Source organism: Nocardioides daejeonensis, assembly GCF_003194585.1.
Taxonomy (GTDB): Bacteria; Actinomycetota; Actinomycetes; order Propionibacteriales; family Nocardioidaceae; genus Nocardioides; species Nocardioides daejeonensis.
Genome location: NZ_QHKZ01000001.1, coordinates 683,668 through 695,822 on the forward strand (window position 1 = coordinate 683,668; position 12,155 = coordinate 695,822).

10 protein-coding genes are annotated in these 12,155 nt (G+C 71.9%); 3 read left to right on the top strand and 7 right to left on the bottom strand.

From position 1 onward, the window contains the following. Positions 1-49 precede the first annotated feature (49 nt). The 4 genes from DNK54_RS03250 to pepN form a co-directional block, all read right to left on the bottom strand. Positions 50-919, bottom strand: a complete 870-nt coding sequence (locus tag DNK54_RS03250) for an alpha/beta fold hydrolase (protein WP_204164394.1) — start codon at positions 917-919, stop codon at positions 50-52. A 67-nt stretch (positions 920-986) separates the two neighbouring features. Further along, positions 987-4,037, bottom strand: a complete 3,051-nt coding sequence (locus tag DNK54_RS03255; RefSeq protein WP_110205481.1) for an AAA family ATPase — start codon at positions 4,035-4,037, stop codon at positions 987-989. Then, entirely contained in the window at positions 4,037-5,203 is a 1,167-nt protein-coding gene (locus DNK54_RS03260) for an exonuclease SbcCD subunit D (RefSeq protein WP_110205482.1), read from the bottom strand. The genes DNK54_RS03255 and DNK54_RS03260 overlap by 1 nt, the downstream gene beginning before the upstream one ends. A 197-nt stretch (positions 5,204-5,400) precedes the next feature. Next, on the bottom strand, positions 5,401-7,869 hold the full coding sequence (gene pepN / locus DNK54_RS03265) for an aminopeptidase N (protein WP_110205483.1): 2,469 nt from the start codon (positions 7,867-7,869) through the stop codon (positions 5,401-5,403). A gap of 41 nt (positions 7,870-7,910) precedes the next feature. Here pepN and DNK54_RS03270 point away from each other — a divergent pair, with 41 nt between their 5' ends. Further along, positions 7,911-8,333 carry an OsmC family protein gene (locus DNK54_RS03270; protein WP_110205484.1) on the top strand — a complete coding sequence of 141 codons (423 nt, stop codon included), beginning with the start codon at positions 7,911-7,913 and terminating at the stop codon, positions 8,331-8,333. 2 nt (positions 8,334-8,335) lie between these two features. Next, positions 8,336-9,232 carry an SDR family NAD(P)-dependent oxidoreductase gene (locus DNK54_RS03275; protein ID WP_110205485.1) on the top strand — a complete coding sequence of 299 codons (897 nt, stop codon included), beginning with the start codon at positions 8,336-8,338 and terminating at the stop codon, positions 9,230-9,232. Between the two features lie 13 nt (positions 9,233-9,245). On the opposite strand, the gene DNK54_RS03280 is transcribed toward DNK54_RS03275, so the two are convergent. Continuing rightward, positions 9,246-9,995, bottom strand: a complete 750-nt coding sequence (locus DNK54_RS03280) for a peptidylprolyl isomerase (RefSeq protein WP_110205802.1) — start codon at positions 9,993-9,995, stop codon at positions 9,246-9,248. Positions 9,996-10,038: 43 nt separating this feature from the next. Between DNK54_RS03280 and DNK54_RS03285 the strand changes: the two genes are divergently transcribed. Then, entirely contained in the window at positions 10,039-10,983 is a 945-nt protein-coding gene (locus tag DNK54_RS03285; protein WP_110205486.1) for an alpha/beta hydrolase, read from the top strand. Here DNK54_RS03285 and DNK54_RS03290 read toward each other — a convergent pair whose 3' ends face one another. Together DNK54_RS03290 and DNK54_RS03295 are read right to left on the bottom strand one after the other, a co-directional pair. After that, on the bottom strand, positions 10,984-11,535 hold the full coding sequence (locus DNK54_RS03290) for a DnaJ family domain-containing protein (protein ID WP_110205487.1): 552 nt from the start codon (positions 11,533-11,535) through the stop codon (positions 10,984-10,986). Positions 11,536-11,558: 23 nt separating this feature from the next. Beyond that, on the bottom strand, positions 11,559-12,134 hold the full coding sequence (locus tag DNK54_RS03295; protein WP_110205488.1) for a helix-turn-helix transcriptional regulator: 576 nt from the start codon (positions 12,132-12,134) through the stop codon (positions 11,559-11,561). Positions 12,135-12,155 lie beyond the last annotated feature (21 nt).

The following is a 12,155-nucleotide window of genomic DNA, read 5'->3' on the forward strand; positions in this document are numbered from 1 at the left end:
CACCCGCCTCCGCAGGCACGCTCTGGCGCGGCTGGGGCGGCGCGGCTGCTCAGCTCCGGGCGCGGGCGTGCACCGTGTGCACGGCCTGGGCGAAGGCCGGTACGAACCGCTCCGCCTCGCGCACCACCGCGGCATGACCTGCGGCGATCTCGTGGACGGTAGCTCCGGGGATGCGGCGTGCGAGAGCGATCTGGCGGTGGGGTGGGATGACCTTGTCGTGCAGCGTGACCACCACCGCGGTCGGCACGTCGACCCGGCCCAGCCAGGGCCGAGAGTGGTGGCGACCTAGTGCTGCGACGGCTTGACCGACCGCCAGCGGGGAGGTCGCGCGCATCTCGGCCAGGGCCCAGGTGTGCAGGTCGGCGGTGGGGGTCTCCTCGGTCGGCGGCAGAGCAGGGCCGCGGAGCGGCAGGGACCGCAGGCTGCGCATCGTCGCTCCGGTCGCCTGGTGGAAGATGCGCTCCCGAGCCGTCGTCATGAACCGATCGGTGGTGGCGCCGAGCACCAGGCCACGCACGCGCTGTGGGTGCTGCCGCCAGACCCGCTGCGCGACGATCGAGCCCATCGAGTAGCCGCCGATGACGGCCTGCTCGAGTCCGAGGGTGTCCAGCAGGGCCGCCACGTCGTCGGCGCAGTCCTCCAGGGTGAACGGCCTCGTAGTGATGCCTCGGCCGTGACAGCGCTGGTCCAGCGTGATCACCCGGTAACGTGCCGCCAACGTCGGGATCGACGGGTACCAGGTGAGCAGCCCGGTGGTGGCCAGGGCATGCAGGAGGACCACCGCAGGCGCCTCGGGAGTGGGGCCTGGCGTGTCGGTGATCCAGGTCGCGCCGCCACGGCCCGGCAGGTCCAGCATCCGGCCGGCGGGCAACGGAGCCCACGGCAGGTGCACCCGACGGACCAGATCCATGGCGGACATCGCGACTCCTGTTCGACGGCAGGCACCTCGAGCCCACCTTGCTAGAACAGGTTACAGTTCTGCGCGATCAGCGAGGCGCGTGGTGTCGGATGCGCAGGCTGGAGCCACGTGGATCCTTGGTGACGAGCAGCTGGGTGGGGATCCGGGAGCGCATCTCGGCCACATGGCTGACCACGCCGACGACCCGTCCGCCCTCACGGAGCTCGTCGAGCGTGTCGAGGACGTCATCGAGTGTCTCGGAGTCGAGCGACCCGAACCCCTCGTCGACGAAGAGGGTGTCGAGCGAGGAGCCACCTGCCTCGGCCGTGACGACGTCGGCGAGGCCGAGAGCGAGCGCGAGGGAGACGACGAAGGTCTCGCCGCCGCTCAGCGTCGCGGGCTCCCGTGACTCTCCGGTCCACGCGTCGAGCACGGCAAGGCTGAGCCCACCTCGGGTCTCTCGGCTGCCGCGACGGTCCGTGTGCACCAATGCGTAGCGGCTGCCGGTCATCCGGTGCAGGCGCTCATTGGCCGCATCGACGACCTGGGTCAGGCGCCAGGCGAGGACGTAACCCGAGAGCCGCATCTTGAGCACGTTGTCGACCGACTTGCCCTCGACGAAGGCAGCCAGGTCGGCAGCCAAACGGTGCCGCTCATGCGCTGGCTGCCAGACCGCCAGAGCCTCCTTCACCTCGTCGGCAAGAGCGCGCAACCGGGCCGCCCGGCGCCGGGCGGCATCGGCCCTGCCGGCCGCCGCCGTCAGCTCCGCCTCTGCGGCCGTCGCGACGCGCTCCAGCTCCGCCAGGTCTGCCGGTGGTGCATCGAGCGCGGCTGCGACCTCGGCCTCCTCCAGCGTCGCGCGCGCCAGCAGCTCCAACCTGTCCTCCTCGGCGAGGCGAGCCTGGAGCTTTGCGACGGTCTCAGGGTCGAGCGCGCTCCCGAGCCCTTCTTCGATGTCGACGAACGCGGAGTCGGCGAGGCGGGCTGCCAGCTCTGCCTCGGCGGCGGCCAGGGCGAGGCGCGTCGGGGCGAGCTCGGCCAGTGCCGTGCTGACTTCGGTGAGCGCCTCCTCGGTGGAGGCGACGGCCTGCTGGAGCGTGTCGAGGTCGGGTGCGGCGTACTCCTGCAGGAGGGCGGCGACGTGCGTGCCCGCCTCCTCGATCGTCTCGACGAGCAGCGCGCGCCGCGCCTCCAGCGACGCCAGCTCGCTGCGCAGGGAGCCGGCCTCGTCGTTGAGCTGTCGCTCACGCTCTCGCAGGCACTCGAGCGAGCGGGTCAGCTCCGGTTCGCGGGCTGCCAGTGCCTGCGCCGTACGCCGCCTCTCGTCAAGGGCCACCAGCTCGGCGTCGAGCGTCGCGAGGTCGCGGTCGCCCACGGTCGCACGGAGCGCCGTGACCTCCTCAGCCAGCGCGCGCTCCTCCTCACGGGCGCTGGTCTGGGCGAACTCGAGATCGGTGAGCCGGGCGCGTGCGGCCCGCTCGTCGGCCGCCGTCACGCTCCCGGTGAGCGACGTCGCGGGCGCGGGGTGGTGGTCGGAGCCGCAGACCGGGCAGTGCGCACCCACGGCGAGTCCGGCTGCGAGCTCGGCTGCCATGCCGTTGATCCGCTGCTCGCGTAGATCGAGCCACACCTCACGTGCTTGCTGGACCTCGTCGGTCGCCGCCGCGACGGCGGCGCGGGCGGCGATCAGCAGGCCGTCCCGCTCCCGCAGCCGCTGAGCAGCGTCGACGGCTGCCTCCAGGCGCGGCCGGGCATCGGTCAGGAGCGCATGCTCCCGGCGGGCGTCGGTCGCGGTGGTGAGCTCGCTCTCCGCTTCAACGAGCGACTGCGGCAGCGTCTCGAGCGCGACCGTGATCTCGTCGTTGCGGGAGCCGAGCGTTGCAAGGCGGCTGTCGAGACCGCGGACCTCCTCCTCGGCACGCTGACGGCGCTGGGCCGCGGGGCGCACGGTGCCCAGTCGGCCCGCCACCGTGTTGAGTCGTTCGCGCTGCCGGTCGAGGTGACTGCGCAGCTGCTCCTCGTCGGTGTCGGCCGACGGGCCCGTGCCCCACCCGGGGCCGAGTGCGCTGCTCGCGACAGCGAGTCGCTCCCAGGCACGGCTGCTCCGTTCCGCCGCCGCTGCTGCCGTGCGAGTGTGGTCGAGCAGCAGCCGATGGAGCGGGAGCAGCGGTGCCGCTCGCCCGGCGGCTGAGAGCCGGGACTGGTCCTGCGCTCGACGCTCGTCGGCGAGCGCCAGCCTGCCCAGCTGCTGCTGTGCCTCCCGGCCCCGGAGCCGGGCGGCGTGTGTCTCGCGTGCCGCGCGCCACTCCAGGCCGCTCTGCTGCGCGGTCGTCCGGGCCGCCCGTGCCGCGACCTCGGTGTCGGCGGCGATCTGCTCGGAGAGCGTGAGGAGCTCCGTGGTGTGCTCCCGGAGGCGCTGAGCACCCTCCGAGCCGTCGAGGACGGGGTCGAGAGGCACCTCGCGGGTCAGCCCGTCGGCTGCCTCCCCGAACCGGCTGAGCAGGTGGGCAACTCGGTCGGCGAGCTGCTGCGCGTTGCGTCCCGCCTCGCGCGCATGCTCGCGCAGCCAGCGCTCGATCTCCTCGAAGTGACCTGTGGCGAAGAGCTGCTGGAGCAGGTGGTGGCGCTCCTCGGAGCGGGCCCGCAGGAACCCCTGAAACTCGCCTTGTGGGAGCAGCGCGACCTGGCAGAACTGGCCCATCGTCATGCCGAGCAGGCCGGTGACGAGGTGGCCGGTCTCGTCGAGGCGGGTCGAGAGTGGGTGCCAGGAGTCGCCGCGCCGCTCCTCGCAGACCACCTTGGCCTGCTCGGTGGTCAGCCCCGCACCCCGCCGCTTGGGTCGCTGCCACAGCGGGGAGCGGGTGAAGCGGAACCGCCTTCCGGCAAGGGTCACCTCCAGCCGGACCCGCGGCGCCAGGTCAGCCGGCGCGGAGTCGCAGCGCAGGCGCTTGGCGGCGCCCCGGTCGCCGGGCACGTCGCCGTAGAGCGCGAAGCAGACGGCGTCGAGCACGGAGGTCTTGCCCGCACCGGTTGGGCCGGCGAGCAGGAACAGGCCCGCTTCGGAGAGCTCGTCGAAGTCGACCTCTACCGGCTCGGGGAACGGACCGAACGCCTGGATCTCCAGATGGTGCAGGCGCATCAGCCGACCTCGCGATCGAGGTCGCGGTCGGGCTGGCAGGAGTCGCAGGCATCGAGGAGGAGCGCGGCCTCGGCGTCCGTAGCCGCGCTGCCTCGGACCTCGGCGACGAAGTCGAGCGCGATCGCGTGGTCGCTGCGGCCCGCAGCCGGTTGGGCCACCGGCAGCTGAGGCCCACCCGAGTGCGGAGCGAAGCCGAGCTGAAGCACGTGGGGGAATCGCTCGCGGAGCTGATCCATCGCACGCAGCGGGCGGACGGCGTCGGTCAGCGTCACCTGCAGCCAGCACGCCTCCTGAGGCTCGTGCTCCGGAGCCAGGAGCAGGTCGGCGAGATTGCCACTGATCCGCGCTAGAGGGCGAGGCACCGGTGCCGGGATGAACGTCGCCGAGGTGAGCCCGCCGGGCCCCAGGTCGACCAGCCACGAGCCCTTCACGTGATCGGTCTCGGAGAAGGAGTAGGCGAGTGGCGAGCCCGAGTAGCGGATCGTCTCGGTGAGGGTGTGCCGTCCGTGCAGGTGACCCAGTGCGGTGTAGTCGATGCCCTCGAAGAGCGAGGTCGGCACCCGGCTCACGCCTCCCACGCTGATGTCGCGTTCGGAGTCGCTGACCTGGACCGGCGTCGTACCGGAGACGAAGGCGTGGGCGAGGACGACCGAGCGGGTGCCGGAGGGGCGGCCGGACAGGTCGGCGCGAACCCGTCGCATCGCCTCGCCCAGGGCCGCTGCGTGGCCGCGGTCGGTCAGCCCCCACGGCTCGCGCACCAGGTCGGGGTCGAGATAGGGGAGGGCGTGCACCGCGACCGGCCCATGCCGGTCCTCCAGGAGCACTGGCTCTCCGACCCGGGAGGCGCGGGTGCGGATATGCACGCCCGCGGCGTCGATCAGGTCGTCGGCGAAGCCGAGCCGATGGGCCGAGTCGTGATTGCCGCTGCTGACCACGACACGGGCCGGTGAGGAGGCGAGCCGTGCGAACGTCTCGGAGGCGAGCCGGACGGCGTCGACGGGCGGCAGTGCGCGGTCGTAGACGTCACCGGCGACGACCACCAGGTCGACCTGCTCCTCCGCGACCACGCTGAGCAGATGGTCGAGGTACGCCGCCTGGTGGCCAAGCATGTCGACACGGTGGAAAGACCGCCCTAGATGCCAGTCGGAGGTGTGGAGGATGCGCACAGGACGAACCTAGGGAAGGGGCCCGACACAATCGGGCACCCACGCCGGGACGACGTACCTGGGCCCGTATTTGCGCGCACTCGACACCGCATTCGCGCGCACTCGACACCGCATTCGCGCGCACTCGACACCGCATTCGCGCGCACTCGACACCGCATTCGCGCGCACTCGACGCGGCATTTGCGCGCACTCGACGTTCAGGTGCGCGGCCAACGTTCGACGACGGCGAGGTCGCGGCGCAGGCGGTCGGCAGCGTCGGTGAGGCGTCGCCGGACCGTCGGGTCGAGGGAGGTGTCGTGGCTGAGGGCTTCGGCACGGGAGAGCAGGTCGGCCGACAGCTCCGTCCGGGGGAAGAAGACCTCGATCGCGTCGCCGAGCACCCAGCCGGAGTGCACCTCCGGCAGACCCGGCAGGGCAGCAAGGAAGCGGTCGACGTAGGGCCGGGTCAGCTCCTCCTGGCCGGACTGCCACATGCCCAGACCGATCGCCTCGAGCTCGTAGTTGCTGGCCGGGACCTCGCCGAGGAAGCGCTGCCAGGCCCAGGCCTTCGCCTCGGACGTCGGCCGTGAGGCGAGGGACCGCGCATGGTGCACACTCGCCTGCATGTCCGGAGCGGCCGCCAGCTCGCGGTCGAGCTCCTCCACCTCCGCGGCACCGGTGCGTGCGAGGCGACCGAGGATCCGCCACCGCAGGTCGGTGTCGAGGTGGATGCCCGCGGGAAGCTCTCCGGCAAGCCAACCGCGGAGGACTGCTGTGTCGGCGGTGGTGGCGACGGCGCCCTGGAACGCAGCGAGTTGCAGACCCGACCCGGGCTCGGCGGTGGCGGCTCGCTCCGATGCGGCGGCGTACAGAGCGGCCGACGCCGCCTCGGCCTCAGGGTGGAGCGGGAGCAGGCGGCCACCGAGCCAGAGCACCAGGCTGCGCACGGCGAAGTCGACGGTCTCGCTGCGGAGCGTGGCCACCGCGAGGGCGGTTGCCGCGTGGGGGTCGATCTCGGCGTTGTGCCAGCCGCTGCGTACGCCGTTCCACACCGACGAGCGGATCGCGGGCTCGGTGGTCGTCGTGATGGCCGCAGGGAGGCGCGTCAGGCTCTCGGCGTCGAGCGTGGTGAGTGCCCAGGTCTCCTCGTGCGGGTCGACGACCACGATCTCCTCCGGTGCCACCGGGAGCGGCACGGCCGGGGCGTCGACGGTGACGGGCTCCAGCTGCCACGAGGCGTCGGGCCCCGCAAGCCGGGCGAGAGAGAGGCGGTGCGCACGGCCGTCCGGCGCCGAGTCCGGAGAGCGGCGCAGGAGCATTCCCGCGCCCCGGTCGAGGCGAAGCGCGTCGAGCCCGCTGACGCGCAGCCAGCCGTCGACGAACTCGGAGAGGTCGCCGGCACCGGCGCGCTCCCACGAGCCGAAGAGGTCGTGCATGGTGGCGTTGCCGAAGCGGTGCCGCTCGAAGTGATCGATGGCGCCGGCGAAGAAGACGTCGTCGCCCAGTCGGGCGTTGAGCTGCTTGAGGACGCTGGAGCCCTTGGCGTAGGAGATCCCGTCGAAGTCCTGCAGCGCAGCGGTGGCGTCGACCGCCCCGTTGCCGGCGACGGGGTGGGTGGACGGCGCCTGGTCGGCCATCAGGCCCCACTGCCGCCGGGTCCACGCGAGCTGGTCCCAGGCGTCGGCGTACTCGGTCGCCGTCGCGGTCACCCGGTTGCCCATGTACTCGGCGAACGACTCGTTGAGCCACAGGTCGTCCCACCAGGCCGGAGTGACGATGTTGCCGAACCACTGGTGCGCCATCTCGTGGGCGATCGTGGTCGCCCGCTGGATCCGCTCCCCACGGGTGACCTTGCTGGTGAAGACCAGGGGGTCGCGGAAGGTGACGCAGCCCGGGTTCTCCATCGCGCCGGCGTTGAACTCCGGGACGAACGCCTGGTGGTAGTTGCCGAACGGGTAGCGGATGCCGAAGAGCCGGTGGAACTCGTCGAAGCACTGCTCGGTGAGACGGAACAACTCGGGCACGTCAGCATCGAGATGCTGGGCGATGGAGGCCCGGCAGCTGATCGAGAGCGGGATGCCGTCGTGCTCGGAACGCACCACGTGCCAGGGGCCGGCGACGAGGGTGACGAAGTACGTCGACAGCGGCTGGCTGGTCTCGAACTCCCAGACGCCTGGCTCCACCTGCGCTCCCGGCGCGTTGCCGAAGACGCTCCACTCCCGTGGAGCGCGGACGTGGAACGTGTAGGGCGCCTTGAGGTCCGGCTGGTCGAAGCAGGCGAAGATGCTGGGAGCTGCGTCCATGAAGGACATCCCGTAGACGTACGCCGCGCCGTCCGCCGGGTCGACGGCGCGGTGCAGACCCTCCCCGTCGTTGCGGAACCGCATGACGGCCTCGACCACCAGCTCGTGATCGCCGGCCTCGAGGCTGAGGGGAACGCGCCCACGCCGGAGCAGCGCGGGATCGACCCGCCGACCGTCGAGGACGATGGCGTCGACCGAGACGGGCTTGAGGTCGAGGAAGGTCTCGCCGCGCCCGCTGGCGAAGGTGATCCGCGTGCGCGAGGAGAACGTCTCCTCGCCGGTGAGGTCCAGGGTCACGTCGTACCCGGTGACCTCGAGCAGGGCGCGACGTGCCTGCGCTTCGGTGAGTTTCAGGCTGAGGGGGGTCTTCTGCTGCTCCGTCACGCCGCCACTCTAGAAGGTGCCGGTCTGGGAGGATTCGCTCCATGAGCGACAGCCACCGGAAGATCCAGCTCGAGCGCATCGGCGACGGGCGCTACAAGGCCACCAACGCCCGCGGCGGGGTGCTCCCCGTCGGGAGCGGTCACGATCCCGACTTCACTCCGGTGGAGCTGCTGTTGGCCGGCATCGCCGGCTGCAGTGCGATCGACGTCGACCTGATCGCCGGCAAGCGTGCGCAACCGGAGGCGTTCCGGGTGGAGGCGAGCGGCGACAAGGTGCGCGACGGCGACGGCAACCACCTCACCAACATCACCGTGACCTTCGACCTCGTCTACCCCGAGGGCGAGGCCGGCGACGCCGCCCGCGCGGTGCTGCCGCGCAGCCTCGAGCAGACCCGGGACCGGCTGTGCACGGTCTCCCGAACCGTGGCGCTCGGCACGCCCGTGACCTTCCGACTGGCGCGTTGAGCGTGCAGGCACGGGGGTTGACCCCGCAGTACGCCGGACAGCGCGGCAGGCGCTTCGTCGTCACCGGTGGGAGCAGCGGGCTCGGCCTGGAGATCTGTCGTGCTCTCGCAACAGCGGGTGCCGAGGTGGTGATGGCGGTACGGAGCGTCGAGAAGGGCGAGGCCGCCGCGGACCGCATCCGTCGGACGGGTGCCGTCGGCCGGGTCGAGGTGCGGTGGCTGGACGTCAGCGACCTCGGGTCGGTGCGGGCCTTCGCGGCGCAGATCGAGCAGCTCGACGTGCTGATCAACAACGCCGGCATCATGGGGGTGCCGTTCAGCCGCAGCGTGGACGGCTACGAGCTCCAGTTCGCCACGAACCATCTCGGCCACTTCGCGCTGACCAATCTGCTGCTGCCGGTCCTGACGGATCGCGTCGTGACGGTCGGCTCGCACGCGCACCGGCAGGGTGAGCTCGTGCTGGACGATCTCGACTTCGCCCGACGTGGCTACGCGGCCTATCCGGCGTACTGCCAGTCCAAGCTGGCACAGGTGAGCTTCCTCGGCGAGCTGCATCGCCGGCTCAGGTCGTCCGGGTCGACGGTGCGCTCGGTTGGCGGTCATCCCGGCTACACCGCGACGGCGATCACCGTGGCGACCGGCAACCGCTTCTTCACCGAGCTCTCCAGGCTGGGCAACGCCCTGGTCGGGATGAAGCCCTCCCAGGGCGCACTGTCGCTCCTGTGCGCCTCGACCCTCGACATCGACTCCGACACCTACCTGGGCCCGGACCGGTTCGGCGAGCTGCTGGGGCGGCCGACGACCGTGGGTCGCTCGCCAGGAGCGAGCGACCCACGGATCGGTCGGGAGCTGTGGGACCTCTCCGAGGCCCTGACCGGGGTGACCTTCCCCGGGCGATGAGGAGGTGGGACCGTCAGGAGACGGTCACCTTGGTGATGTCGACGGGCATGTTCGGCTTGCCGCCACCGGCCGGGTGCGTGCCGTCGTCCCCCTTGGCCGCGACCTTCTCCAGGGCCTTGATGCCGGCTGCGTCCACCTTGCCGAAGGCGGTGTAGGCGGGCGGGAGCTGGGTGTCCTCGATGCAGACGAAGAACTGGGAGCCACCGCTGTCGGGGGCACCGGTGTTGGCCATCGCCAGCGTGCCGGCCGGGTAGGTCTCGTCGGCGGAGTACTCGTCGGGGACGGTGTAGCCCGGGCCGCCGGCACCGGTGCCGGTCGGGTCTCCGCACTGCAGCAGCACGAAGCCGGGGCTGGTGGCGAGGCGTGGGCAGGGCGTGTCGTCGTAGAAGCCCTGCTTGGCCAGTGAGACGAACGAGTTCACCGTGCACGGCGCGTGTCCGGCGTCGAGGGTCAGCGGGAGGTCGCCGACGGTGGTGCTGATGACCGCCTTGACATCGCCCTCGACGGTCGGGGTGCTCGGCGGGAGGGTGACCTTCCGGGCCGGCTCCTGGCCGTCCTCGGTGTAGGCGCAGTCGCCGGTTGCCGGCACGGCCGACGTCTCGGTCGGGGTGGCGGCCGACGGGCTCTCCCCGGCCGGCGTCTCGCTGCTCTGGGCAGCCGGGTCGCTGGCCTTCTTGTCCTTGTCGTCGCCGGAGTCGGAGGAGCAGCCGGCCAACGTGATGAGGGAGAGGGCAGCCGCGGCCACCAGGGTTCGCTTCAGCATGCGCCGAGGGTAGCGGGGCCGGGGAACCTGCCAGAATCCGGACATGCCACGGACCCTCGCCTCGGTACGCCGCCGCGCAGCCGGCATGCTCCTGCCGCTCCTGCTCCGACTGCGCTGTCAGCACTGGCTCCCACCGCAGATCACCCTGCGGCTCTTCCGCTACAGCTTCGGGATGGGGCGCCCCGATTGGCGACCGGAGCCCGGGGGAGCGTCGTACGCCTTCCGCGGAGAGAGGTACGCCGCGGATCTGGTCCGCCCCGCCGAGGGCGGTCGCGGTCCGGTGGTGGTCTGGCTGCACGGTGGCGGATGGTTCTTCGGAAGCAGGCGTGAGGTCACGCCGTACCTACGGACGCTGGCCACCGCCGGCGTCACCGGGCTTGCGCTCGACTATCCGCTGACCCCGGAGAGCCGCCACCCGGACCCGCTGCTAGCAGTGGCCTCCGGGATTCGCGAGCTTCTGGCCGCCCACGATCTGGCGGGGGAGAAGGTGATCCTGGCCGGCGACTCCGCGGGCACGGCGCTGGCGGTCGCGGTGGCTCGTCTCACGCTGGAGCCGGACTACGCAGCCCGGGTGGGCCTGGAGCCGGTCGTTCCGCGCGACCTGCTGGAGGGGCTGCTGCTCTGCTGCGGCGTCTTCAGCCCACGCGGCACCCAGGAGGCCGGCCGCTGGTTCGCCACTCCGTTGGGCTCCTCGCTCTGGGCCCTCGCCCGCACCCGGAGATGGCAGCGGAGCCCGGTGGCCGCAGACCTCGATGCGCTCCAGATGACGGTGCCGCCGCCGCAGACCCTGATGCTCTCCGCGGTGGCCGACCCGCTGCATGCGAACCAGAGCGTGCCCTTCCACGCGCACTTGGCGGGGCTCGGCGCGGAGGTCGACCTGTGGATCACCGACGACCGTGGAGCCGGCCACGAGTTCCAGTTCGACCTCACGGCAGAGGCCGGGCAGCAGGCCCTGGCGCAGGTGCAGGGGTTCCTCAGGAACCGCTGATCAGTCGTGCCCGCTGCGGCGGCGCCACAGCCGGCGAGCGGAACGTCGGGTGGACTGTGGCACAGGGCGCGAGCGCCGGTCGGCACGCCGGCCAGCCCAGCGCCGCACCTCGTCGTCCACATCACGGGTCGGCGTCACCACGGGTGGCCCACCAGTCAGCTGGCGGCGGGCCTCGACCACACGCCGATTGAAGTCGGTGAGGTGCTCGCGCACCTCGCGCTCGGTGCCCAGCCGATCGAGTGCGTCGTCGAGCTCGAGCGCCTCCTTGCGGAGGGCCAGCGCCGGCGGGAGCACCCCGGTGATCTGCTCGCGGGCGATCAGCTTCTTGAGCCACCAGTCCGGGTCGTGGGGGCGATCGACGTCGATGTCGGCGATCGGGCGTCCGGTGCCGGGCAGGTCGTCGAAGTCGCCCCGTTCGATCGCCTGGCGGACCTGCAGGTCCACCCAGCGCGTCTGGTCGGCGATCCGTCGCGCAGCTGCACCGCGTTCCGGGTCACGCGGCTGCGCCGGAACGTCGCCTGCTCGCCTGCTGGAGCGAGGGTCCTCGGCCATCGTCCACCCCCTCGTCACCCAGCCTACGAGGTCGTGCCACGACGGGTCCGGGCACGCACGTGGGCGCGCTCGCCCTGGGTGCCGAAGAGGCTCAGCACCTCGACCGGGCGATCCTCGGCGGGGCCGAACCAGTGCGGCACCCGGGTGTCGAACTCGGCGGCCTCGCCCGGGGTGAGCACCAGGTCCTGGTCGCCGAGCAGAAGTCGCAGCCGCCCGTCGAGCACGTAGATCCACTCGTAGCCCTCATGCACCTGCTGCTCGCGGACCCGTTGGGGCGGCAACACCATCTTGTAGGCCTGGATGCCGCCGGGGCGGCGCGTCAGGGGGATCACCGTCATCCCGTGGTGCGTGGTCGGACGCAACGTCACCCGGGGGTCTCCGGTCTCCGGCGCGTCGACCAGCTCGTCCAACGTGACGCCGTGGGAACGTGCGAGCGGGAGCAGCAGCTCAAGCGTCGGCCGCCTGCTCCCGGACTCGAGACGGGAGAGGGTGCTGACCGAGATCCCGGTCCGCTCGGCAAGCTCGGTGAGGGTCAGGTCCCGATCGGCGCGCAGCGCGCGGAGTCGCGGGCCGATGTTGTCGAGGGTGGTGTCGCTCATGGCTCCAGTTTGCCACTATGG